Source organism: Novosphingobium sp. SG754 (assembly GCF_013149315.1).
GTDB classification, from domain to species: domain Bacteria; phylum Pseudomonadota; class Alphaproteobacteria; order Sphingomonadales; family Sphingomonadaceae; genus Novosphingobium; species Novosphingobium capsulatum.
The window spans coordinates 83991-109037 of record NZ_JABGCC010000008.1; the positions used below are offsets into that span (position 1 = coordinate 83991).

18 protein-coding genes, 1 tRNA gene and 1 pseudogene are annotated in these 25047 nt (G+C 64.8%); 10 read left to right on the forward strand and 10 right to left on the reverse strand.

Annotated elements, in window-relative coordinates; all coding sequences use genetic code 11:
* Position 1 precedes the first annotated feature (1 nt).
* On the reverse strand, positions 2-2527 hold the full coding sequence (gene gyrB, locus FHW97_RS18120) for a DNA topoisomerase (ATP-hydrolyzing) subunit B (RefSeq protein WP_054132332.1): 2526 nt from the start codon (positions 2525-2527) through the stop codon (positions 2-4).
* A 149-nt stretch (positions 2528-2676) separates the two neighbouring features.
* Here gyrB and FHW97_RS18125 point away from each other — a divergent pair, with 149 nt between their 5' ends.
* Together FHW97_RS18125 and FHW97_RS18130 are read left to right on the forward strand one after the other, a co-directional pair.
* The gene (locus tag FHW97_RS18125; RefSeq protein WP_168353225.1) at positions 2677-4113 is read left to right on the forward strand and encodes a M20/M25/M40 family metallo-hydrolase; all 1437 of its coding nucleotides are present in this window, start codon (positions 2677-2679) and stop codon (positions 4111-4113) included.
* 184 nt (positions 4114-4297) lie between these two features.
* Positions 4298-4933 carry an HNH endonuclease gene (locus tag FHW97_RS18130; protein WP_022677941.1) on the forward strand — a complete coding sequence of 212 codons (636 nt, stop codon included), beginning with the start codon at positions 4298-4300 and terminating at the stop codon, positions 4931-4933.
* A gap of 27 nt (positions 4934-4960) precedes the next feature.
* Here the strand turns inward: FHW97_RS18130 and FHW97_RS18135 are convergent, their stop codons facing one another.
* Complete coding sequence (locus FHW97_RS18135) at positions 4961-6169, reverse strand: MFS transporter (RefSeq protein WP_168353208.1); 1209 nt, start codon at positions 6167-6169, stop codon at positions 4961-4963.
* Between the two features lie 29 nt (positions 6170-6198).
* Complete coding sequence (locus tag FHW97_RS18140) at positions 6199-7212, reverse strand: nitronate monooxygenase family protein (protein ID WP_168353207.1); 1014 nt, start codon at positions 7210-7212, stop codon at positions 6199-6201.
* A 193-nt stretch (positions 7213-7405) separates the two neighbouring features.
* On the opposite strand from FHW97_RS18140, the gene katG reads away from it, so the two are divergent.
* Entirely contained in the window at positions 7406-9604 is a 2199-nt protein-coding gene (katG, locus tag FHW97_RS18145) for a catalase/peroxidase HPI (protein WP_171799393.1), read from the forward strand.
* A 189-nt stretch (positions 9605-9793) separates the two neighbouring features.
* Positions 9794-9934: a hypothetical protein gene (locus tag FHW97_RS18150; protein ID WP_156306658.1), complete on the forward strand. Its 141-nt coding sequence runs from the start codon at positions 9794-9796 to the stop codon at positions 9932-9934.
* Between the two features lie 44 nt (positions 9935-9978).
* On the opposite strand, the gene wecB is transcribed toward FHW97_RS18150, so the two are convergent.
* The 3 genes from wecB to FHW97_RS18165 all read right to left on the reverse strand — a co-directional run bounded on the left by wecB (position 9979) and on the right by FHW97_RS18165 (position 14214).
* Positions 9979-11124, reverse strand: coding sequence for a non-hydrolyzing UDP-N-acetylglucosamine 2-epimerase (gene wecB, locus FHW97_RS18155; RefSeq protein ID WP_054132328.1), 1146 nt, complete (start codon positions 11122-11124; stop codon positions 9979-9981).
* 157 nt (positions 11125-11281) lie between these two features.
* Positions 11282-12517, reverse strand: coding sequence for a UbiH/UbiF/VisC/COQ6 family ubiquinone biosynthesis hydroxylase (locus FHW97_RS18160; protein WP_054132327.1), 1236 nt, complete (start codon positions 12515-12517; stop codon positions 11282-11284).
* Entirely contained in the window at positions 12517-14214 is a 1698-nt protein-coding gene (locus FHW97_RS18165; protein WP_253941865.1) for an alkaline phosphatase family protein, read from the reverse strand. Before FHW97_RS18165 ends, FHW97_RS18160 begins: the two co-directional genes overlap by 1 nt.
* Before the next feature lie 172 nt (positions 14215-14386).
* On the opposite strand from FHW97_RS18165, the gene FHW97_RS18170 reads away from it, so the two are divergent.
* The 3 genes from FHW97_RS18170 to FHW97_RS18180 all read left to right on the forward strand — a co-directional run bounded on the left by FHW97_RS18170 (position 14387) and on the right by FHW97_RS18180 (position 18021).
* Positions 14387-16492, forward strand: coding sequence for a protein-disulfide reductase DsbD domain-containing protein (locus tag FHW97_RS18170; RefSeq protein WP_171799394.1), 2106 nt, complete (start codon positions 14387-14389; stop codon positions 16490-16492).
* Positions 16493-16529: 37 nt separating this feature from the next.
* Positions 16530-16603: transfer RNA gene (locus FHW97_RS18175), tRNA-Gly, on the forward strand.
* Positions 16604-16770: 167 nt separating this feature from the next.
* Positions 16771-18021, forward strand: a complete 1251-nt coding sequence (locus FHW97_RS18180; RefSeq protein ID WP_171799395.1) for a tyrosine-type recombinase/integrase — start codon at positions 16771-16773, stop codon at positions 18019-18021.
* Between the two features lie 442 nt (positions 18022-18463).
* Here FHW97_RS18180 and FHW97_RS18185 read toward each other — a convergent pair.
* Both FHW97_RS18185 and FHW97_RS18190 read right to left on the reverse strand, forming a co-directional pair.
* Positions 18464-18697 (reverse strand): annotated as a pseudogene (locus FHW97_RS18185) (transposase); the annotation flags it as partial.
* A 110-nt stretch (positions 18698-18807) separates the two neighbouring features.
* The gene (locus FHW97_RS18190) at positions 18808-19449 is read right to left on the reverse strand and encodes a MarR family winged helix-turn-helix transcriptional regulator (RefSeq protein ID WP_171799396.1); all 642 of its coding nucleotides are present in this window, start codon (positions 19447-19449) and stop codon (positions 18808-18810) included.
* Between the two features lie 145 nt (positions 19450-19594).
* On the opposite strand from FHW97_RS18190, the gene FHW97_RS18195 reads away from it, so the two are divergent.
* The 3 genes from FHW97_RS18195 (at position 19595) to FHW97_RS18205 (ending at position 23236) form a co-directional block, all read left to right on the forward strand.
* Positions 19595-20644, forward strand: coding sequence for an aromatic ring-hydroxylating dioxygenase subunit alpha (locus tag FHW97_RS18195; RefSeq protein WP_171799397.1), 1050 nt, complete (start codon positions 19595-19597; stop codon positions 20642-20644).
* A gap of 48 nt (positions 20645-20692) precedes the next feature.
* Positions 20693-22069: an aminomethyl transferase family protein gene (locus FHW97_RS18200; RefSeq protein ID WP_171799398.1), complete on the forward strand. Its 1377-nt coding sequence runs from the start codon at positions 20693-20695 to the stop codon at positions 22067-22069.
* 201 nt (positions 22070-22270) lie between these two features.
* Positions 22271-23236: a helix-turn-helix domain-containing protein gene (locus FHW97_RS18205; protein ID WP_171799399.1), complete on the forward strand. Its 966-nt coding sequence runs from the start codon at positions 22271-22273 to the stop codon at positions 23234-23236.
* Positions 23237-23300: 64 nt separating this feature from the next.
* Here the strand turns inward: FHW97_RS18205 and FHW97_RS18210 are convergent, their stop codons facing one another.
* Positions 23301-24188 carry an SDR family NAD(P)-dependent oxidoreductase gene (locus FHW97_RS18210; RefSeq protein WP_253941866.1) on the reverse strand — a complete coding sequence of 296 codons (888 nt, stop codon included), beginning with the start codon at positions 24186-24188 and terminating at the stop codon, positions 23301-23303.
* The gene (locus FHW97_RS18215) at positions 24160-25035 is read right to left on the reverse strand and encodes a sugar phosphate isomerase/epimerase (RefSeq protein WP_171799400.1); all 876 of its coding nucleotides are present in this window, start codon (positions 25033-25035) and stop codon (positions 24160-24162) included. Before FHW97_RS18215 ends, FHW97_RS18210 begins: the two co-directional genes overlap by 29 nt.
* Positions 25036-25047: the final 12 nt, after the last annotated feature.

Consider the following 25047-nt stretch of genomic DNA (forward strand, 5'->3'; position numbering starts at 1 on the left):
ATCAAACGTCCAGATTGGCCACGTTGAGGGCGTTTTCCTGAATGAAATCGCGGCGCGGCTCGACCACGTCGCCCATCAGGCGGGTAAAGATCTCGTCGGTCACGTCGGCGTCTTCCACCTTGACCTGGAGCAGCGAACGGACTTCCGGATCGAGCGTGGTTTCCCACAGCTGTTCGGCGTTCATTTCACCCAGGCCCTTGTAGCGCTGGATCGACAGGCCCTTGCGGCCATTGGCCATGACCGCTTCGAGCAGTTGCGAAGGCCGGGTAATGCCGGCGTCCTTGCTGTCGGCCCGGGCCGCGGCGGCGGGGACTTCCTCGCCATCGGTGGCGCCCGTGCTTTCCGGCTCGGCCGGCGCGGCGCCAGCGCGCACCAGGCGGGCAACACCGGCATAGACATCGGCGTGTTCGGCCGCGAGGCGGGCCAGCTTGCGCGCTTCGGCGCTGGTCAGGAAGCCGGCCTCGATCATGTGATGGTCGGTCACCCCGCGCCAGGCGCGCTGGATGTGATAGCCGCCGTCTTCGCTCATCTGCGCCGCCCACTGCGCCTCGGGATCGCCACGATCCAGCCAGCTTGCGGCATTGGCAAGCGCGGCGATGCGGGCATCGGCCGAGAGATCGGGATCGAGCGCACCGGCCAGCGCCAGCGCTTCCACGATATCCGGGTTGTAGCGGCGCGGCACGAAGGCCATCAGGTTGCGCAGGCGCAGCGCATGGTCGACCAGTTCGGCCAGTTCCTGGCTGCCGCGCGCGCCACCCTGGGTTTCCAGGATGCGGCCCGTCGTGCCGGCCTCGACCAGGTAGCGATCGAGCGCGGCGTTGTCCTTGAGATAGACTTCGCTGCGCCCCTTGGCGACCTTGTAGAGCGGCGGCTGGGCGATGAAGAGGTGCCCGGCCCGGATGATGTCGGGCATCTGGCGGTGGAAGAAGGTGAGCAGCAGCGTGCGGATGTGCGCGCCGTCGACGTCGGCGTCGGTCATGATCACGATCTTGTGATAGCGCAGCTTTTCCAGGTTGAATTCATCGCGGATGCCGGTGCCCATCGCCTGGATCAGCGTGCCCACTTCGCGCGAGGAAATGATGCGGTCGAACCGCGCGCGCTCCACGTTGAGGATCTTGCCGCGCAAGGGCAGGATCGCCTGCGTCTTGCGGTCACGGCCCTGCTTGGCGCTGCCACCGGCCGAGTCCCCTTCGACCAGGAACAGTTCGCACTTGCTGGCGTCGCGCTCCTGGCAATCGGCAAGCTTGCCGGGCAGGCTGGCGATGTCCATCGCGCCCTTGCGGCGGGTCAGTTCGCGGGCACGGCGCGCGGCCTCACGCGCGGCGGCCGCATCGATTACCTTGAGGATCACGGCCTTGGCGTGGGCCGGGTTTTCCTCCAGCCATTCGCTCATCTTGTCGGCCATCAGGCTTTCAAGCGGCTGGCGCACTTCGGAGGAGACCAGCTTGTCCTTGGTCTGGCTGGAAAACTTCGGATCGGGCAGCTTGACCGAGACGATCGCGGTCAGCCCTTCGCGCATGTCGTCACCCGACAGCGAAACCTTTTCCTTCTTGAGCAGGCCCGAGCGATCGGCATAGCCGTTGAGCGTGCGGGTCAGCGCGGCGCGGAACGCGGCCAGGTGGGTACCGCCATCGCGCTGCGGGATGTTGTTGGTGAAGCACAGCACGTTTTCGTAATAGCTGTCGTTCCATTCCAGCGACACGTCGATGCCGATGCCGTCGCGCATCGCCGAAATCGCGATCGGTTCGGGGATCAGCGCCTGCTTGTTGCGATCGAGGTATTTCACGAAGGCCGCAATGCCGCCCTCGTAATAGAGATCGTGTTCCTTGACCTCTTCATGGCGCTTGTCACGCAGCAGGATGCGCACGCCCGAATTGAGGAAGGCAAGCTCGCGATAGCGGTGCTCGAGCTTGTCGAAATCGAACTCGGTCACGTTCTTGAACGTGTCGTGGCTGGCCGAAAAGGTCACGCGCGTGCCCTTCTTGGGCTTGCCGTTGTCCGCCATCGGCGCCGGGCCGGTAACCTTGAGCGGCGCCACGGCATCGCCATGGGCAAACTTCATCCAGTGTTCCTGGCCTTCGCGCCAGATCGTCAGCTCCAGCCATTCCGACAGGGCATTGACCACCGAGACGCCCACGCCGTGCAGGCCGCCCGAAACCTTGTAGGCGTTGTCGTCAGACGTGTTCTCGAACTTCCCGCCCGCATGGAGCTGGGTCATGATCACTTCGGCGGCGGAAACGCCTTCCTCGGCATGGATGCCGGTGGGAATGCCGCGTCCGTTATCCTCGACCGAGACCGAACCATCGGGGTTCAGCTCGATCAGGACAAGATCGCAATGACCGGCCAATGCCTCGTCGATGGCGTTGTCCGACACTTCGAAGACCATGTGATGCAGGCCCGAGCCATCGTCGGTATCGCCGATGTACATGCCGGGACGCTTGCGAACCGCATCCAGGCCCTTGAGGACCTTGATCGAGTCGGCGCCGTAGGAGTTGGTGTTCGGGGTATTTTCGTTGGTGCTGGCCATAGTTTTGCACATAGGCACTTTACCCGCAAAACCCAAGCGAATTGGCCCTGTTTTACACAGGCCCAAGGCGGGCTGCGCCAAGTCTCTTGCATGCGCGGCGCCATGCGGCATGGTGCGCGCAACGAACAGGAAAAGGGGGCAATCCTTTGATCACGCGCAGCGCCATCTCGACCATCGCCCTGGCAGCGATGGCCACCGCCACTGCGGCCCAGGCCGCGCCCACCGCGCCAGACGCCGGGGAGGCGCAATTTCGTGGCATCTACAAGGAACTGGTCGAAACCAATACCACGGTCAGCAGCGGATCATGCACCCTGGCGGCCGAGCGCATGGCCGCGCACCTGAAAGCGGCTGGTTATGCCGACAGCCAGCTCACGCTGTTTTCCACGCCCGAACATCCCAAGGATGGCGGGCTGGTTGCTGTGCTGCCGGGCACGTTGAAAACCGCCAAACCGATCCTGCTGCTCGCCCATCTCGACGTGGTGGAGGCCAAGCGCGCCGATTGGGAGCGTGATCCTTTCACCCTGATCGAGGAAGGTGGCTATTTCTATGGCCGCGGCACCGCCGACGACAAATCGATGGCGGCGATCTGGGTCGATACGATGGTGCGCCTCAAGGCGGGCAAACCGCTCAAGCGCACGGTCAAGATGGCGCTGACCTGCGGCGAGGAAACCACCTGGGCGTTCAACGGTGCGCAGTGGCTGGCGCAGAACAAGCGCGACCTGATCGATGCCGAGTTTGCCCTTAACGAGGGCGGCGGCGGCGATACCGATGGCAAGGGCCTGTCGGAAGGCGGCAAGCTGGTCAACCAATCGATCCAGGTGGGCGAAAAGGCGGTGCAGAACTATCGCCTGGAAACCCGCAATCCTGGCGGCCACAGCTCTATCCCTGTGCGCGAGAACGCCATTTACGAGCTGGCCGATGCGCTCGCCCGGCTGCGCGACCATGAATTTCCCACCGAGATGAGCGACACCACCCGCGCCTTCTTTGCCAAGGCCGGGGCGGCGCGCGGCGATGCCATGGGCAAGGCGATGCAGGTCTTGGCCAGCAACCCGATCGGCAGCCCAGCCTTTGCCGAGGCGGAAAAGCTGGTGAACACCGACCGCACCTATCATTCCAAGCTGCGCACCACCTGTGTGGCCACGCTGCTCGATGGCGGCCACGCCAACAATGCCCTGCCCCAGCGCGCCGGGGCCAACGTGAACTGCCGCATCTTCCCCGGCCATTCGGTAGAAGAAATCCAGACCGCGCTGCAAAAGGTCGTAGCCGATCTTGGCGTGACGGTGAGCCTGGTGCCGCCCCAGCGTCCGCTGGCCAAGGCGCCCGCGCTAGATCCCAAGATCATCGGCCCGATGGAAAAGCTTTCCGCGCAGTATTTCCCCGCCGTGCCGGTGGTGCCCGACATGTCCACCGGGGCCACCGACGGCATCTTCCTGGAGGCCGTGGGCATCCCGACCTATGGCGTGCCTGGCCCCTGGGGCAACCCCGATGGCAATGGCGTGCATGGCCTGAACGAGCGGATCGAGGTCAAGTCGCTGCTGACCGGACGCGCCTATCTCTATGACCTTGTGAACGCCTACGCACGGTGATCGGCGGGGTGTTGACAAGCTGTGGATAAAGTCCGGCTGCCCTTTTGGTGCGGCAGCCGGGCCTTGACCGGAACAGCACAAAGGTGTTCGTTATGCCCATGCGTCATGAAGCGGTCATGCCTGTCCTTCATGCCTCGCCCCGAGCGAGGCGGAAGCCGATTTGGCACAGGAGCGCGAGCGGAGCATGCTTCACCAGGCGCTGATCGAGCGGGCGGCTGCGGCCAGGCCCCATAGCGGCGATAGCGCCGCGACGCCGCGTTTGCTGGCATCCAACCGTCATCTCGACAATTGCCCGGCGCTGGTGCTCAACGCAGATTACACGCCGCTCAGCTATTACCCGCTCAGCCTGTGGCCGTGGCAAACCGCGATCAAGGCGGTGTTCCTGGAACGGGTGGATATCATCGCCACCTATGACCGCGCGGTGCACAGCCCGTCGCTGGACATGAAGATTCCCTCGGTGATCGCGCTGCGGCAATATGTGAAGCCCAGCGAGTTTCCCGCCTTCACCCGCTTCAACCTGTTCCTGCGCGATCGCTTCGTGTGCCAGTATTGCGGTAGCGGGGAAAATCTCACGTTCGACCACGTGATCCCGCGCCGGCTGGGCGGGCGCACCACCTGGGAAAACGTCACCACCGCCTGCGCACCCTGCAACATGACCAAGGGCGGCCGCACCCCGGCCCAGGCGCACATGCGCTTGATGGAAGAACCGATCCGGCCCACGACATGGCAATTGCAGGAAAAGGGCCGCGCCTTTCCGCCTGGGCATTTGCACGAAAGCTGGCGGGATTGGCTCTACTGGGACGTCGAGCTGGAAAGCTGACGCTTAGACCGCCCGTCGCAACGGCCCTTAGGCGGTACGCCGGGCGCCTTTCAGGAACAGCACCAACGCCGCCAGCGCGATGACCGAGGCGACCAGCATCGGCATGGTGGGCAGATCGATCAGCGCGCCCGGGCCGCTGAACCGTGCCAGGGTCTGCGCATAGAGCGGCGGGCCGATGATCTGGGCGATCGAGCCGATCGACTGCACCGCGCCTTGCAGTTCGCCCTGGCTGCGCGCATCGACCGCGCGGCTGTTCATGGCCGAGATCGAAGGCTGCACCGCGCCTTGGAACGCGCCGACCGCAATGGCGAGATAAACCTGCCAGACCTGGTGCGCGAGGCAATAGAGCACTGCAGAAGTGGCGAGCGAGGCCACGCCCATGATCACCGCGCGCCGCTCCCCCAGCCGGGGCAAGAGATAGCGCATGCCCAGCCCCTGGAACAGCGCGGCGCTCAATCCGACGACGGCGAGAGCGAGGCCAACCGCCTTTGTCGAAAACCCATAGGCAGCAATCGCCATGTAGGTCCAGATCGCAGGATAGACCACGTTTGCCAGTTGCCATGCGCCCAGCGCCGCCACGAACCACAGCACTTGCGCGCTTTGCCCTTTCAGCGCGCGCAGGCTGGAAAGGGCATTGGCACGGCGCCAGTCGAATGGCCGGCGATGATCGGCGTCGAGCGATTCCCGCAAGGTGAACAGCCCGAACAGGAAATTGGCAAAGCTGAGCCCGGCCGCCGCCATGAACGGCACGCGTGGCCCCAGCGTGCCGAGCAACCCGCCCAGCGCCGGCCCGGCAACGAAGCCGATGCCAAAGGCCATGCCCATCAGGCCAAAGCTGGCCGCGCGCTTTTCCGGCGGGGTGACATCGGCGATATAGGCATAGGCGGCCGAGAAGCTGGCACCGGTGATGCCGGCAATGATGCGCCCGGCCACCAGCCAGCTCATCGCCGGAGCAAAGGCCTGGAGCAGATAGTCGAGGCCCAGGGCAAAGACCGCCGCCAGCAGCACCGGCCGCCGGCCAAAGCGATCGGACAGGTTGCCGATCACCGGGGCGAACACGAACTGCATTACCGCATAGCCCGCGCCCAGCCAGCCAGCATATTCGGCCGCCTGGGTTATCGACACGCGGGCCAAGTGCATGATCAGCCCGGGAAACACCGGAATGACGATGCCAAAGCCAAGCATATCGATCAGCACGATGGCAAAGACAAAGCTCAGCGAAGCGCGATGCGTCATGAAATCCCCCCGGCCCCAGCCATCTGCCCTCAGCCGCGACGCATCAGCGCAGCTTCGCTTTCTTCCAGCAGCTGGGCCATGATCGTGGCCACCGGCTCTTCCTTGGTGACCATGCCCACCGACTGGCCGGCCATGACCGAGCCGCGTTCCACATCGCCATCGATTACCGCGCGGCGCAGCGCGCCGGCCCAGAAATGTTCGATTTCAAGCTGCGCGGCGGCCATGTCGAGTTCGCCGGCGTCCAGCTTGTGCGCCACTTCGATCTGCTTGGCGGTGAATTCCTCGGTGCCCTTGTTCTTGAGCGCGCGCACCGGAATGACCGGCAGGCGCGGATCGACCTGGACCGAGGCCACCGCATCGCGCGCGTTGCCGCGGAAGAACGCCGCCTTGAACGCGGGATGAGCGATCGATTCGCTGGCACAGGCAAAGCGGGTGCCCAATTGCACGCCGGCCGCACCCATTTCGAGGTAGGAGGCAATCGCCTCGCCACGGCCGATGCCGCCCGCCACGAAGACGAGGTGATCGGCAGCCAGGGCGGGCAGGAATTCCTGCGCCAGCACCGAGGTGGACACCGGGCCGATATGGCCGCCTGCTTCGCTGCCCTCGATCACCAGCGCATCGGCGCCCGAACGGAACAGCTTCTTGGCGAGCGCAATCGTGGGGGCAAAGACGATGACCTTGGCGCCGAACGCCTTGATCGCCTCGACACTGCCCTTGGGCGGGATGCCGCCGGCCAGCACGACATGGCCCACGCCGTGCTTTGCACACACCGCGATCAGATCGAATAGCAGGGGGTGCATGGTGATCAGGTTCACGCCGAACGGCTTGGCCGTAAGCGCCTTGGTGCCGGTGATTTCGGCATCGAGCAGATCAGGCGTCATCGCGCCGCAGGCTATCACGCCAAAACCGCCGGCATTGCTGATCGCGGCCACCAGGTTCCGTTCCGAAACCCAGCTCATCGCACCGCACAGGATCGCGTGCTCGGTGCCCAGAAAGGCAGCGCCGCGCGCCATTAGCGCGGAAGTCTTGGGAGTGGCCGTCATGTGTGAAAAATCGCCCCGTCTGCGATGAAGAAAGTGCCCGCGCTTTACGGTGCCGGAACCGGCCGGGCAAGGGGGAAGCGGAACCATAAATCGTCATTTCAACTTACTCTGGGCGCTTTAATCCATTTAGACGATCAAAACATGCTCGTTATGGCTGCGGACAACGAATTTCCCCCTGACGGAGAGCCAAGCCATGTCCGCCCCCTCGAAGTGCCCGTTCCATGAAGGCGCCAGCGCCGCAGCGATCGCGCAGAGCCAGACCAACCAGACCTGGTGGCCCAACCGGCTGGACCTGGGCATCTTGCGCCAGCACTCGCGCCTGAGCGATCCGATGCCCCATGGGCATGACTATCGCGCGGCGTTTGGCCGGCTCGACCTCGATGCGGTAAAGGCCGATATCGCCGCGCTGATGACCACGTCGCAAGAGTGGTGGCCGGCCGATTATGGCCACTATGGCCCGCTGTTCATCCGCATGGCTTGGCACAGTGCGGGCACCTATCGCACGTTTGACGGGCGCGGTGGCGCGTCTTCGGGCACGCAGCGCTTTGCCCCGCTCAATTCCTGGCCCGACAACGTCAATCTCGACAAGGCGCGCCTGCTGCTGTGGCCGGTGAAGCAGAAGTATGGCGCCAGCCTGAGCTGGGCCGACCTGATGGTGCTGGCCGGCAATTGCGCGCTCGAAGCGATGGGCCTGCCCACGGTCGGCTTTGGCGGTGGCCGTGAAGACGTGTGGGAAAGCGAGGCCGATATCTATTGGGGTTCGGAAAGCCAGTGGCTGGCCGATGCCCGCTATAGCGGCGATCGCGAACTGGAAGAGCCGCTGGCCGCCGTCCAGATGGGCCTGATCTATGTGAACCCGGAAGGCCCCGATGGCGAACCCGATCCGCTCGGTTCGGCGCGCGACATTCGCGAAACCTTTGCCCGCATGGCGATGAACGACGAGGAAACCGTGGCGCTGATCGCCGGCGGCCACACCTTTGGCAAGGCCCATGGCGCAGGTGACGCGGCCGCGATCGGCGCCGCCCCGGAAGGCGCGGATATTCTGGCCCAGGGGCTGGGCTGGATCAGCACGCACGGCAGCGGCGCGGGCGTGGATGCGATCACCAGCGGCCTTGAAGGCGCCTGGACGACCAATCCGATCGCCTGGGACAACGGCTATTTCGATGCGCTGTTCGGCTATGACTGGGAATTGACCGTCAGCCCGGCGGGCGCACACCAGTGGAAGCCCAAGGGCGACGCTGGCGCGGGCACGGTGCCGGATGCGCATGATGCCACGCGCCGGCACCAGCCGATGATGTTCACCAGCGATATCGCGTTGATCACCGATCCGGCCTACCTCGCCATTTCCAGGGACTTCCACGCCAACCCGGACAAGTTTGCCCGCGCCTTTACCGAGGCGTGGTTCAAGCTGACCCATCGCGACATGGGGCCACAGGCGCGCTATCTGGGCAAGGACGTGCCGGAAGCACCGCGCATCTGGATGGACCCGGTGCCGGCGGTGGATCATCCCCTGGTGACGGCAGCCGATATCGACACGCTCAAGGCACGGGTGCTCAACAGCGGTCTCTCGGTGACGGACCTGGTCAAGACGGCGTGGGCCAGCGCCTCCACCTTCCGCCAGTCCGACAAGCGCGGCGGCGCCAATGGCGCGCGCATCGCCCTGGCACCGCAAAAGGATTGGGCAGCGAACGAGCCGGCTGACCTCGCCCGCGTGCTCGACGTGCTGCGCACGATCAAGGCATCGTTCGATGGCGAAGCCCGCGATGGCCGCAAGGTGAGCCTGTCAGATCTGATCGTGCTGGCCGGCAATGCCGGCGTGGAAGCGGCGGCGCGGGCGGCGGGGCACTATGTCGTGGTGCCGTTCACCCCGGGCCGCACCGATGCCAGCGATGCCCAGACCGATGCGGCCAGCTTTGCCGTGCTGGAACCCCGGCATGACGGCTTTCGCAACTATGCCGCAGGCAAGCATCGTCGCAGCCAGGAAGAACTGCTGGTAGATCGCGCGCAACTGCTGGGCCTGACCGCGCCCGAGATGACCGTCCTGGTCGGCGGGCTGCGCGTGCTGGGCGCCAACCATGGCGGCAGCAAGCTGGGCCAGTTCACCGATCGCGTGGGGCTGCTGACCAATGACTTCTTCCGCAACCTGCTGGCGGCCACCACGGCCATGCGCTGGCAGGAAACCGGGGATGGCGTGTTCACTGCGTTCGACCGCAAGACCGGCGAACCCCGGCATAGCGCCACGCGGGTGGACCTGATCTTTGGGGCCAACTCAGAACTGCGCGCCCTGGCCGAAGCCTATGCCACGGATGATGCGGAAAAGCCGTTCGTTGACGCGTTTGTGGCGGCCTGGGCCAAGGTGATGGACGCCGATCGTTTCGACCTGATGGCCTGACAAGGTTGGCAAGAAAGCGGCACCATCCCCTTTACCTGCCGCTTTCAAGCTTACCGCCCCGCCTTTTTCCGGTATCCCCAGCCGGAAGGAGGCGGGGTTTTTGATGTTCGCGTGGCAGTTTCAGGTTTGTTGGGCACAGTCTGCGCCCTTCCCCCGTTGCCACGGGATGCAGCATCGCTTGCCCCGCCCATGTTGAAAGCCACACTGGAAATCGTGCTGTTCCTACTTTCGGGAATTGCCCTGGCCGCCGCCAAGGTTGCCGCGCTGGCCGCTGCCGCCCTGGCCGTGCCGGCGGCCGGCGTGCTGCTGTGGCGCAAGCGGCGGAAATAGGGGTAGATATTAAACATCACAGCCCGCGAGCGTTGCGACCAACACTATATCTTTGGCGGCCCCGACCCCGCCAGCAACGCCGTAATGCGCACGGCGGCGTGGCCGTCGCCAAAGGGGCTGTGGGCGCGGGCCATCGCGGCGTAGGCGGCGGGATCGTCGAGTAGGGCGCTGGCCTCGGCCACGATGCGCGCAGCATCGATGCCCACCAGGCGGGCAGTGCCAGCAGCGACGCCTTCGGGCCGCTCGGTGGTTTCGCGCATCACCAGCACGGGCTTGCCCAGCGCCGGGGCTTCTTCCTGCACGCCGCCGCTGTCGGTCAGCATGATCTCGCTGATCGCCAGGAGGCGGGCGAAATGGGGATAATCGAGCGGCTCGATAAGGGCGACATTGGGCAAGCCGGCGAGCGCTGCATCCATCACCGCGCGCACGTTGGGGTTGGGGTGCACGGGAAAAATCAGGGCAACGTCGGGCCGGGCCGCCAGGGTGCGGATCGCCTGGGCAATTGCCTCGAGCCCGCCGCCGAAGTTTTCGCGGCGGTGGCTGGTCACGCCGATCAGGCGCTTGCCGGCAAAGCGGCTTTCGAGGGCAGCGAGGCCGCCGGCCAGTTCCGGCTCTGCCGCGATCCTGGCGGTGACCCAGTGCAGCGCATCGATCACGGTGTTGCCGGTGACGTGGATCGTGGCGGAGTCGACATTTTCGGCGCGCAGCGCGTCGGCGGCCGTGGGCGTGGGCGCAAAATGCAGCGCGGCGATGGTGCCGATGATCTTGCGGTTCACCTCTTCGGGCCAGGGGTGATAGATATTGTGACTGCGCAGGCCAGCCTCGACATGGGCCACCGCGATCTTGCGATAATAGGCCGCCAGGGCCCCCGCCATAGCCGTGGCCGTATCGCCCTGAACCACGACCCAATCGGGCTTTTCCGCGTCCATTACCTTGCCGATTTCGGTCAATAGCGCGGCGGTGAGCCCGTCGAGCGTCTGGTTGGGGCGCATCAGATCGAGATCGTGATCGGGGGTGATGCCGGCAATCGCCAGCACCTGGTCCAGCATGCCGCGATGCTGCGCGGTGACGCAGGTGACCACGCGAAAGCGCGGATCGGCGCGCAGGGCGTGCACCACGGGAAACATCTTGATGGCCTCGGGCCGGGTGCCGAACACGAGGAGGATGGTTTTGAGCGCGCGCTGGGTCATGACGGAGCGCTTTATAGGGCGAATCTTAAGCGCCGGATAAGGGGCCGCGCTTAAGGAATATATCAGAATTGGAGCCGCTTGGACCGAACCGCGCACCGATGATAGGGCAAGCCCGCCCCGACGCGCAGCCAGGGCGGGCTGAACAGGCCGCTGTGGCTCAGGCCTTGAGCAGGTCTGGCAGCTTGCCACTCATGCCGCGCGCCTCATCCATGAACCAGCGCTTGAGCGTGGGCAGGCGCTGCACGCCGGCCATACCGAAGCGGCGTACCATGCTGGGCAGGCGCCCGCGCAGGCCGAACAGGCGGGTGAGCACGTCCGTGGCAGCCGCAACCATGAAGGTATCGGCGGCGCGCCAGCGTTCATAGCGTGCGAGCAACTGCGCGTCGCCCGGCTCCAGACCCAGCCGCGCACCGTCGGCCAAGACCTCTACCAGCGCGGCAACATCGCGCAGCCCCACGTTGAGGCCCTGGCCGGCGATCGGATGCATGCCGTGCGCGGCATCGCCCACCAGCGCGAGGCGATGATCGACGATTTTGGCGGTGTGGTGGAAATTGAGCGGATAGGACGAGCGCGGGCCGTTGAGCGCGATCTTGCCGAACACGCCGCCCATGCGCTTGTCCACCTCGGCCAGGAAGGCAGCTTCGCCCAGGGCGAGAACCCCGGCCGCGTCCTTTTCCGCCACGGTCCACACCAGCGCGCTGCGGTGCGTGCCATCGGCTTCGTCCAACAGCGGCAGCAGGGCAAAGGGGCCGGCGGGATAGAAGATTTCCCAGGCAGTGTTCTCGTGGCTGCGTTCGTGGGTCAGCCCGGCGATGATGGCGCGATGGCCATAGTCCCAGCGTGCCGGGGTAAAGCCTGCTTCATCGCGCGTGGGGCTGCGGCGCCCTTCGGCGGCGACCAGCAGGCTGCCCTTGAGCAGGCGGCCATCGGCGAGGGTAACGGCCACGCCATGATCGCCGCGTTCGCGCGTGGCAACCTGGGCATTGGGCAGGAACGTGATCAGGCTTTCCCGCGCGGCAGCATCGTACATCGCCATGCGCAGATCGCGGTTGGCATACATGCGGCCCAGCGAGCCCTCTTCCGCGCCGGGGCGGAAATCGATGCGGCCGGGCTTCATGCTGTCGGTCACGGCGATGGCATCGATCGGGCAGCCCTTGGGAGCCAGCGCGTCGGCCATGCCGAGGTTGGTATAGAGGTTCCAGCTGGCGGTAGAGATGGCCGAGGCGCGCCCGTCGAACCCGGCGGCGGTTTGCGCCGCCGGATCGGAGGAATCGACCACCAGGCTGGACAGGCCCTGCTTGGCGAGGCCGATCGCCAGCGTCATGCCGACAAGGCCGCCGCCCAGGATCACCACGTCGCCCGAAAGGGCCTGCTCTGCCGCCACGTCGTTCATCACTTCACTCCACAGGTACTGCCCGGCCCCGGATCGAGATCAAGGCAGCGACCGTCATAGGCGCCTTGCGGCGCCGGCAAATTGATCCATGCCGAAAGGGTGGGGGCAATGTCCACTGTTTCAACGGGCGAAGGCTGTTCAAAGCCAGTCATGCCCTTGCGCCAGAACAGGATCGGCACGCGGCGGTCATAATCCCACGGCGAACCATGGGTGGCGACATAGCCCGGCCCCGGTTGCGGCAGCGCCATGACACCGCGCTTGAGCATCACCACGAAATCGCCCGAGCGCGGGCCATAGAACGAGGCGCGGGCGCGCTGAATCAGGCTCCAGGTTTCGGGCGAGCCCGATGGCATCGGCGTGGCGGCGATTTCGGGGGCGGTGAACACGGCGGCGACCTGCGGGTGGGCCAGCAGGATGGCACGGGCAGTTTCCACCACGGTGGTCTTTTCCGCATCGGGCAGCGCGGCATCGACCCAGAAATCGCCGGCGGTGCCATCGCCCAGGATCAGGCCCTTGGCCGGCAGGCCGAGCTTGGCCGCCACCTTTTCGCTCAAGGCCTTGGGCGAAAGCGCCATTTCTTCGCGGGCCACTTGGGGCATCGCCTCGCGGTTCTGCCGCTCGGGCAGGTCAAAGCCGCCATGGTCGGCCGAGAGCACCACGCCATAATCGATGCCGCGTGCATCGAGTGCGGCAAAGAACGCGCCCAGCGCCTGGTCGACAGTGGCCAGTTGGATGCACATTTCCGGCCCTTGCGTGCCGGTGCCGTGGCCCACGTAATCGGTTGCCGAGAGGCTGACGGCGAGCATGTCGGGCGCCGGGCCCTTGCCCAGCTTCATCGCGTCCACCAGCTTGAGCGCGAGATCGAGCGTCGCCTGATCGAGGCGGGGCGAGGCGCGGAAGGCCATGGTATCACCCGCCGCCAGGGCGAAATGCCCAGTGCCGACCGTTGCGCTGCCAGCCTGCACCGCGCCTTCGCGCGCCGCGCAGAACGCCGGCAGCGGCAGCGCCGGGGCGCCCTTGGCGAGGAGCTTGGCCACGGTGGCATTTTCCTGCGCGGCGGCAGGAATGCCGGCCCGGCCATCGAGCGTGACGAAGCCGTTGTTCTTCCACCACCACACCTGGTCAATCACATGGCCGCCCATCATCAGGGCGGCACGGTCCTTGCCCGAAACCGCCACGTTGCGCGCGGCCGGCCACTGCTGCTTCATCCGCTCGCCCAGGGTGGGCACCAGAAGATGGCCGACGCTGGCGACATAATCCTTGGAATCGGCGGCAGCGCGGGTTTCATCCTCGGCGCAATAGACCTCTTTCTTGGCCCGCGCGGCGGATTGATCGATCCAGGTGTTGGCGATGATGCCGGTGTGGGCCGGGCGATTGCCGGTGAGCAGGGTGGAATGGCCCGGGCAGGTTTCGGTGGCGGCATGGCTTTGATAGCCGGCCGGGAACACCGCCCCGCTGGCCAGCCGCGCCAGGCCGCCGGTGAAGTGGCTACGATATTCGGCAAACAGATCGGCCGAGAACTGGTCCATCGCCAGCGCGATCACCAGGCGCGGCGGCGTGGTGACGGCGGAACTGGGTGCCGGCGCAGCGGCAACAGGCTGCGGCGCGGCTGGCGCGGCGATGGACGTGGCGGGCGCCATCGCCAGGGTTGCCGCAAGGGTGATCAGGGCGGAAGTCAGGACCGGTTTGTTTCGCATGAAGTTACCTCAACGGAATGCCGCCTGCCTTGTCCATCCCGCCCTTGGGGTATTCACCAAGAGGCGTTCTGGACGACGCCGACCATGTGCCTTACATCGCGCGGGCGTTAGACTGATCTTTCGCGCCGGAAACGGAGAGCGTGTGCCCCTGTTGCAGCGATTCTGGAAGAGCATGACGGGCGCCCTGGCGCAACTGACCCCGCTCTCGCGCGCATTTGTTGCAGTCTTGTGGCTCTTGCCGATGGCCCTGCTCGTCGCCCAGCCGCTCCAGGCCCAGGACCAGAGCGGCGGCGCCCCGCATATCCGCGCCACGCTCCTGGCGGAGGGGCCCGCCCAGCCGGGCCAGACCGTGACCATGGCCGTTCTGATGCAGCCAGAGGCGGGTTGGCACGGCTATTGGACCAATCCGGGCGACGCTGGCCTGCCGCTGTCGCTCGACTGGAGCCTGCCGACCGGGACCAAGGCCGGCGACCTGCAGTTTCCCGTGCCGCAGACCCTGATCCTGCAGGGGCTGATGAACCACGTCTATGAACAGGCCTATGCCGTGCTGGTGCCGGTGACGGTGCCGGCCGATGCGCGGCCGGGCAGCACCCTGCCGATCAGCGCCAAGGCGCAATGGCTCGCTTGCACCAACCAGATCTGCGTGCCCGAACGCGCCAGCCTGATGGGCACGATCGCCGTGGGCGATGGCCCCAAGGACGCCCGCTTTGCCGCGTGGCGCGCCGCCCTGCCGGCGCGGCTCGACCAGCAGGGAAAGTTCGAGGCAACGCCCACTGGCCTCGCGCTCGCCATCCCCTTCCCCGCCACCGCGCGCATTGCCGATCCGCACTACTTCATCGCTGGCCAGGGCGTGATCGATTATGCCGCGCCTCAGGCCTTTGCCCGGCAAGGCGATTGGCTGATCGTCACCCTGGCGCGGGCCAAGGGCGCCATGGCCGAGCATCCGCAAAGCATTTCTGGCGTGCTGGCGCTGGGCCCCGGCGCTGGCGGGCTGGCGATCACGGCCGTGCCCGGCGCGGTGCCCAAGGGCGGCACGCCGATCGGGGGCAGCGCGCAGACACCGTTTTCCTGGCGCACGCTGGTGCTGGCCATGCTGGGCGCGCTGGCCGGCGGCCTGATCCTCAACATCATGCCCTGCGTATTCCCGATCCTCAGCCTCAAGGCCATGGCGCTGGCCCGTGGCAACAGCCGGCATGCCCAGGCCGAAGGGCTGGCCTATAGCGCCGGGGTGATCCTGGCATGCCTCGCGCTGGGCGCCGCCCTACTGGCCTTGCGCGCCGGCGGGGCACAGGTGGGCTGGGCATTCCAGTTGCAGAATCCTGGCGTTGTGGCCTTGCTGGTCTTGCTGGCGACGGCGATCACGGCAAACTTTGCCGGGCTCTATGAACTGCCAGGTCTGTCCGTTTCGCGCAGCGGCGCCAGTGCCGGCACGGTGGGCGGCGCCTTTGGCACCGGGCTGCTGGCGGCCTTCGTGGCGACGCCGTGCACGGGCCCGTTCATGGCCGCCGCCATGGGCGTGGCGCTGGTTCTGCCGCCAGTGGCGGGGCTGGCCGTGTTTGCCGCGCTGGGCCTGGGCCTGGCGCTGCCGTTCCTGCTGATCGGCTTCGTGCCGCCGCTGCGCCGCATCCTGCCACGCCCCGGCCCGTGGATGGACCGTTTCCGCCGCGCCATGGCCGTGCCCATGGGGCTGACGGTGGCGGCATTGCTGTGGTTGGCCTGGCGCCAGGGCGGCCTTGGCCTCATGGGCGCGGCGCTGGCGCTGGCCGTGGCGCTGCTTATCGTGCTGGTCATGGCCGAACGGCAGCGCCGCCAGGGCCGCACCGTCCTCGCCTGGCTGGCCCCGATGGCGATCGCGCTTGTCGCCGCGGCCCTGCTCGGCGCCCCGCGGCTTGCCGCAAAGCCTGCGGCACAAAGCGAAGGCCTGCCCGGCACGCAACCGTTCAGCCAGGCCGCGCTCGATCGCGCGCGCGCCAGCGGCAAGCCGGTGTTCCTCTATTTCACCGCAGACTGGTGCCTGTCGTGCAAGGTCAACGAAAGCGTCGCGATCAATCGCGACACCACCGCCAAGGCCTTTGCCAAGGCCGGCGTGCAAGTGATCGTGGGCGATTGGACGCGGGCCGACCCGGCGATCACCACGTTCCTGACGGCACAGGGCGCGGCGGGTGTGCCGCTCTATCTGTGGTACGCGCCAGGTGCCGCAACCCCCACCAAACTGCCCCAGGTGCTCACCCCGCAAACCCTGCCCGACCTTGCCGCAGGCGCCAAACAAGACGGTTGACCGCCCCGCCCCCCTGTGGCAATCGCGCCGCACCCGAGCGGGTGTAGCTCAATGGTAGAGCAGCAGCTTCCCAAGCTGAATACGAGGGTTCGATTCCCTTCACCCGCTCCAGAGCCTCCTCTCAGGGGGTGCCAAAACGCCTCATAAGTGGCTGTTTTCTGCGGTTTTTCAGTGGTATAATTTCCGGGCAGTTCCGGACATGTTCCACTCAATCTCAGTCGAATGATGGATCACTTGATGGACCTGCGGCCAATTTGCGCTGTCGGAGGTCCATCAACATGGCCGAAAAAGCAGGAAAATCAGGACTTACGGCGGCATCTGTCGCGCGCGCCAAGCCCAAGGACAAGCCGTACAAGCTGTGTGACCGGGACGGACTGTACCTCCTCGTGAAGCCGAGTGGAACCCGCTACTGGCGGATGAACTATCGCTTCCACGACTTCCAGCGAACGATCACCTTCGGCCGCTATCCCGAGGTGCTGCTGGCAGATGCGCGGGAGCGTTTGCTTCAAGCTCGCCGCCTGCTAGCCGACGGCATCGACCCGGTCGATCAGGCCAAGCTCAACAAGATTGCAGATTCGGTAGCGGCGTCGAACACCTTCAAGGCGGTGTCCGACGAATGGCTGGAGAAGGTCCGGCTCGAGGAGCGCGCCGCTGCTTCGATCAAGAAGTACGAATGGCAGCTAGGGTTGGTCATGCCGGTGATCGGCAGGCGGCCGATTTCCAAGATCTCAGCGCACGAGGTGTTGCTGGCGCTCAAGAAGATCGAACGCACCAAAAAGTTCTACACCGCCACCAGCGTGCGCACGACGTGCAGCCAGGTGTTCCGCTTTGCCATCGCGACCGCGCGCGCCGAGCGCGACGTCTGCGCGGACCTGCGCGGCGCGCTGGTGACGCCCAAGGTTGTTCACCGTGCTGCCATTACGACGCCGAAGGAAGTCGGCGAGCTCTTGCGCTCCATTGAGGACTATGAAGGCGACATGCAGACGCGCATCGCGATGCGCCTGTTGCCGCATGTCTTTGTTCGCCCCGGCGAGCTTCGTCATGCCGAATGGAAGGAGTTCGATTTCGACCGCAAGGTTTGGATGATACCCGAGCACAAGATGAAAATGCGCCGGCCGCACGCCGTGCCGCTTTCCAGACAGGCCATCGCGATTATTCGCGAGATCGAACACGACGCCGCTTACAGCCCCTACCTCTTCCCCTCATTGCGCTCAGCCAATCGGCCGATGTCGGACAACACTATCAATGCCGCACTACGGCGCATGGGATACGGCAAGGACGAGATGACCGCCCATGGCTTTCGCGCCATGGCCGCGACACTGCTCAATGAGATGGGGCTTTGGATTGCTGATGCCATTGAGCGTCAGCTTGCCCACGTCGAAGCCAATGCTGTGCGCCGCGCCTACACGCGCGGGCAATATTGGGAAGAGCGCGTGCGCATGATGCAGCACTGGTCGGATTATCTCGATGGTTTGCGCGACGGCGCCAAGGTGCTGCGGCCGAACTTTGGGCAAACAGCGCTCGGCTGACAGCAATCAGTCGAGCCACGGTGGTATTCGAACCCGCTCTGCGGGAGGGTGGCTTGGGGTGATGTAGCGTAGCATTTGCGAGGCTTTCTGCGAGGTGGCTTTGCCCCAGAGGTGGAGTTTCTTCAACGGAGGGGAACTTTCCATGGATGCTATCACGACCGCTGCCCCGGCCCATTCGCTGGGTGAGCGGATGTTTCAGGACATCACGATGCGTGGCTTCGGGGCCGCGACGCAGAAGGACTATATGGGCGATGCAAACCGTCATTTTCCTAACCGGGGTCGCCGCGATAGGGCGCCACCACTCTCAAGTGCGCAACTGCCCACGGGCCACGTTTTTTTACGGGGTATCATGCTACCAATAAGCTATCGGCCGCGACCCTCCGTCCGCCACATACCACGACCCGTTTCTACCGCGCACAGGCAGGCCAAACGCGCGACCGTTTTTTAGTATGTCGCGCTCCTCGGTCACCCGGGCCAGTTCGCGCTTCAACTGGCGGATATCGGCATCCTTGCTGGCGTCGCCCGACACTTGCCGGCCCAGCTGTCGCTTCCACGCATACAACGAGTGCTGACTGACACCGAGCCGCTGCGAGACTTCGGCTACCGGATATCCGCGCTCGGTGATCTGGGCCACCGCATCACGCTTGAACTCATCACTGAAATTGGGCTTTCCCATCATCGCCTTCTGTCCGCAAAATTAGGATCGAAGGCGTCCAGAAATCTAGGGGCTACTCACTGCGCCATTTCCGCATCGAGCGGAGCGCATGCGATAATTCTCTCAATGCGCTACGCCGATTTGGCACTACCCCTACTCCCGAAGGTATCGCCGGACGTGAGTTCACTGATGCTCGCGTCGTGAATGTTCGCATGAACGATGTTCAACATGTGCAACAGGTCTGCGCTTTCCGCCGCTGAAAGCCCAGCGAGGAGCCGTAGCTGTCGTTGCTGTGCGTAGGCGCGCGTGTCGCGGTAGAGTTGCCGTCCCGCCGGGGTAAGGTTGATCAGCCGCAAGCGTTTCCGGTTGGGCGCCAGAGCGGTCACAACCAGGCCCTTGGCCTCCATTGAGTTTATGCTTCGGCTGACAACAGCCTTGTCGAAACCGCCGACCTCGCAGATGCGTGTTGCAGGAATGTCGGATTCAAGACCTAGGAGCGTGAGGCAGCTCCATTCGTTCAAGCCGATGCCGAAATGCTCGCTGAGGAAACTTGAATCCAACTGGCCCAAGCGGTTAGCGATCGATCTGAACAGATAAGGAGCATAGCGGCCAAGGTCGATTTCGTTCAGATTCATTGACTTTCCATTCATGCGTTTAGCCCGAATCCCGCCATCGCCTGCGCTATCGAGATCGCGCACCGCGCCTTTTGCTCTCGTCGCCACCGGCCCGGATAATTCAACCATCGACGGTTGGAAAGAGGCGGCAAGGGCCATGCAGACATGGGTTCGCCAGACATTCTCAAGCCAGCCCCGCCACCAGATCGCAGCTGCTTTGGCCGCACCTCATACTTGTAAAATTTAGGTTGCTCAATCAACCTATATGAGTCAGTCTATAGAAAATAGGAATCGAGAGGCATGCATGGAATACGTGCGCAACGCTTGGTACGTGGCGAGTTGGACCGCGGACCTGCAAGAAGCAAAGCCCCTGGCCCTCACCATCCTGGATGAGCCGATCGTGCTCTACCGCAGCGCGGGTACGTTGGTTGCGTTGGAAGACCGCTGCGTCCACCGGCTTGCCCCGCTGTCCCTCGGCCGGTGCGAGGCGGCGAACCTACGGTGCATGTATCATGGCCTGCTGTTCGACCCGACCGGGCGTGTGATCGAAATTCCGGGCCAGGATACCATCCCGCCGCAGGCACGGGTCCGGGCCTACCCGGTTGTCGACCGGCACAGTTGGGCCTGGGTCTGGATGGGTGATCCCGCCAAGGCCGATGTCGCCCTGATCCCCGCCGCAGTCGGCCTGGATCATCCGGATTACACACTGGGCCACGGCCAGCTCGACTATGCCGCCGAAGCCAGGCTCATCAACGACAACCTGCTGGATTTCAGCCATCTGACGTTCGTGCATGCCAACAGTTTCGGGTCCGACCCGGATTTCGCCCGCGTCCTCCCCGACATCAAGCCGATCCCGCGCGGCATCCGCTATCTGCGCTGGATCGAAAACTCTCTGGGCTCATCTTCGCGGAAGACGGAAACGCCCATGGACAACTTCATGGCCTACGACTTCCTGTTGCCGGGCATTCTGCTGATGCAGACGGGCGTCTTTCCGCCCGGCACCGCCCGAGCCAGCGAATATGGCTATCCCGATCCGTCGGCGGCTGCAGGCAACGTGTCGTTCACGAGCCAGGCCGTCACGCCCATGCAGGAAAAAACGGCGCGCTATTTCTTCTCGTGGGGGCCGCACCGCGCCCATGGCGACGAGGCAACCCGCGATGCGATGATGCGCGTGGCGGCCCAGGCTTTCGCCGAAGACAAGACGATGATCGAGGCGCAGCAACGCGTGATCGACCGGACCCCAAATCCACGGGTGATGCCCACGGCGCACGACAAGGCCGTGACGCTTTTCAATCGCCTTGTCGCGACGATAGTCCGCGACGAGCAGGACGCGCAAACCGCTTCGGCCGCCTGACCGCAAAAGCACCACCAAAAATCGCCCGATCAGAAGGATGGATAGCCAATGACCTTCACTTCCCTGCAGCACAAGATCGACGTCCTGGGTAATCCCGCCCGCTTCCTGCGCGACGTACCGGTGGGGGCATACCAGTATCCCGTCCAGAGCCAGTTTTCGAACTGGCGGGACGAACAAAGGTCGTGGCGTGAGACAGTCGGCCTGCTCGACCAGTCGCTCCACATGACCGACCTTTACATCGAAGGGCCGGATACCATCCGCCTGCTGTCCGAAGTTGGGGTCAACTCTTTCAAGAATTATGGGCGCAACAAGGGCAAGCAGCTGATCTGCTGCAACCATGACGGCTTCCTGATTGGCGACATGGTGCTATTCGGCCTGGAGGACGACAAGGTGAACGTCGTCGGGCGGCCGCCGGTGGCGAACTGGATCCGCTATGTCGCGCAAAGCGGCGACTATGACGTCCAGCTCGAACTCGACCAGCGCGCCGTCGCCAATCCGCAGCCGCGCAAGACATTCCGCTACGAACTGCAGGGCCCCAATGCCTGGGCCCTGCTCGACAGGCTCAATGGCGGCAACCTCGAAAAGCCGAAGTTCTTCCAGATGGGGGAAATCACCATCGCGGGACACCGGCTTCGCGCATTGGCCCATGCTTTTGCCGGGGCACCGGGACTGGAATTCTGGGGCCCAGCTGAACTCGGTCCGGAAGTGAAGGCAACCATCGTCGAAGCCGGCGATGAATATGGGCTCAAGCTGGTCGGTGGCCGAGCCTATGGGACCTGTGCCGCCGAGGCTGGGTGGATCCCCTCACCGCTCCCGGCGATCTATTCCGGCGACGCCATGCGCGGCTACCGCGAGTGGCTGGCAGGCGACGGCTTCGAAGCCAATGGCTCGATCGGCGGCAGTTTCGTGTCCGACGATATCACGGACTATTACCTTACGCCCTGGGACGTCGATTACGGCCGCCTGATCAAGTTCGACCACGACTTCATCGGACGCGAGGCACTCGAACGAATGGCGACGCGTCCACACCGGCGCAAGGTTACGCTCGAGTGGAACGCCGACGACGTTCTCGCCGTCGAGCGCAGCATTCTGACCGGAGAGGCACCTGGCAAGTACATGGAAACGCCCTGCGCCCATTATGCAGCGCATCCCTATGACTGCGTCATGATCTCCGACAGGATGGTCGGCCTGTCGACTTATCCCACCTACTTATCGGTGGATCACCAATGGATCTCGCTCGCCATGATCGACGAGGCGGACGCCCAGATCGGCGACATGGTGACGGTGATCTGGGGCGAACCGGATGGCGCCTCGCGCAAGCCCGGAGTCGAACCCCATGTGCAGAAGGAAATCCGCGCACGGATCGTGCCTTGGCCCTATCTCGAGGCGGCCCGGACGATGCGACCGCACACCGCCAGCGCCTGACCCGCCACCCACGCCGCATGCCGCCATGGAGGGCGGCAGCGGCTCCGGCGCGTCAGACCGGACGAAGGTGCTTTCCAGCGCAACGGGTGAGGCGTAAACACGGCAAAGGAAATGCGGGCACACGCTATCTTCCAACAAGAAGCGTGACGCCTGAAAAAACATGAACGGGTCAATCCGTCGAGATCTTCAGGAGAGAGATCAATGGCATCCTTGATGGCCAGCAATGGCACAGACCGCGACATGCAATGGTCCAGCAGCAATCTCGTGGGCAATCCCGCCCTTTCTGCTTGGAATACGGTCATGTCGGATCACGTCGCCGAGATGACGATCGACTCCGGCGAACGATCGACATTCGAGGCGCGCTGGAAACGCTATGGCCTGGGACCGATCGATATCCACAACTTCAGGACCGCAGAGCAGACCATTTCCCGTACCGCCGCGATGGTGCGCCGCCACCCCGATGAAGTCTATGCGCTGTCCTACATGCAGCAGGGATCGGCTGCGGTGGTTCACGCCGGGATCAACGTGCACGTGCCGCAGGGCAGCTTCATTCTGGTCAACCACGCGTCGCCCTACAGCTTCTCTTTTCCGAACGGCGCGGTCGCGTTGACGGCCCACATGCCGGCCTCATGGCTGCGCCGCTGGGTTCCCCAGCCCGAGACCATGCTGGTCAAGACATTCGACGCCGATGCATGGGGCGGTGCGCTCGCGGCCATGCTGAGCACGATTGATCGCAATGGACTGGACGATGCCGCCCTGCCGCGATCGTGCATTGCCGACCAGCTTGGCGCATTCCTGGCGCTGATGAACGGCAACGTGACAGCCGGCGAGAGCCTGCACCAGGGAAAGCTGTTCAAGCGCGCCGTGACATTCATGAAAGACCGCTTCGACGATCCCGACCTCAGCCCCAACATGCTGGCGGCCGAACTGAAGATTTCCAAGCGCTACGTGCACAAGATCTTTGCCGGGCACAACACCACGTTCGGCGTCGAGTTGCTTGGCCTGCGCCTCAACCACGCCAGGGACATGCTCCACGACGCCCGCTTTGCCGCCTACCGCATTTCGGACGTGGCCTACGCCTGCGGCTTTACCGACCCCAGCCACTTCGCCCGCAAATTTCGGGACAAGTTCGGCCTTGCGCCGCTGGCGCTGCGCCACGACACCTGACCCATGCCCTGGAGGCTGGCCCTGCAGCACCGACATGCTGGTCGGTGCCGCAGGGCCAGCATGGTCATCCTTCGATGCCGCGCACGGAAACGCCCCCGTCCATCACGACTTCGCTGCCGGTCATGTAGTTCGAAGCGTCGGACGCGAGAAACAGCGCGAGAGGCTTGAACTGTGCGGACTCGCCCATGCGGCCCAACGGCACGCCCTTGTCCCACACCGCGCGCACGGCAGGATCCTTGAGCACACCGCCGCCGATATTGGTGACGACCGAACCTGGCGCGATCGCGTTGACGCGAATGCCGAAGGGCGCCAACTCGCGCGCAAGCTGGCGCACGAGATGCCGGACGCCGGCCTTTGCCGGCATGTAGGGCGTCGCCACGATCGGGCAGGTGATTTCCGAGGCATTGGACGTGGTCGCGATGATTGAGCCGCGCCGACCATGCTTCTTCATCAACCTGACCGCGTGCCGGATGGTGAAGAACACGCCGTCGAGATCGATGGCCAGCGTCGTGCGCCAGTGCTCGACCGGATAGGTATCGATTTGCCCTGCTTCGGCACGCTGCCCGTCAAAGCCCATGTACCCATCGCCCATCGCCAATCCAGCATTGGCAAAGACAACATCGAGGGCACCGAATGCGGCTTCGTGATCATCGAATGCTCGGCGCAGGTCCTCGTCGCTGGAAACGTCAACCCGGCAGGCCCGCACAGAATGGCCGAGCCCGGTCAGCCGCGCTGCCTCGCGCTCGGCCGCAGCCTCATCAAGGTCTGCGATGGTCACCGATCCGCCGCCCTCGGCAACGGCCTCGACATAGGCAAGGCCAAGGCCCGATGCGCCACCGGTAACAAGAGCCGACTTTCCTGCCATCGAAAAAAGGTCGAGTAGCGTCATTGATTTCTCCTGCTTGTTCCCATGGCGGCATCGGTCACGATGCCGAACCCCGCGCTGCTTCAAGGACGGCACTGGTTTTGCGGAAGCTGACTTGGGCGGTGGTTTCCAGATCCCAGTACCGGCAGTATTCATTCATGACTTCGACGCCGACGGGTCCATCGAAGCCGGTCTGCCAGACGGCCTGCATGAACCCGTTGATGTCGAGTTCGCCGTCACCGGGAAGCAGGCGCCGATGGATGACGGAGTCGAGGAAATCGACCGGCTGCGCCCACGTCCCGTCGTTGATTTCCACGCCGATGAGGTCGCTGGGCGTCAGCTTCGTGGCGATATCCGACAAAGGCGTCCCGGTCCGATGGATGTGCAGGTTGTCCAGCATGATCCCGCCGTTCGCCGCGCCCGCGCCCCTGGTAAGGGAAAGCACCTGGTCGAGCGAGGGCAGGCTGGAGAACGCGGCGGGCAGCATTTCGAAGAGGATGCTGGTTCCGCGCTCGGCCGCCTGCGCACACAGGGTGGCGAACTCCTCAGTCATCTGGTCGAGGCCGATGCCCTCGCTGGCAAGATCGGAAACCTTGATGTGCCCGGCGCCCAGCGCCTCGGCCGCATCGAGCAGCAGGGCGCGGTTAGCGTCTGAAGCGGCACGCGCCGCTCCCGCGCCATACCAGTCGTTAAGCCACTCCACCTCGATATGGACGATACCATTGCTTGCGAGAACAGACTTCAATTCGGCAAAGCCGATGGTCTCCCTCAGATGGGCGAGGTCTGCGTGCCAGAACCCCATTCCGGTGTAGCCGGCACGACCGGCGCATTCCACGCGCCGGTGTATGTCGTGCGCGCAAACCTCCTGCCCGAGCGGAGCAGTGCCGGCGGCCAGGGTCCAATACGATCCAAGGATATTCACGTTGCTGCGCACGACTGTCTCCCC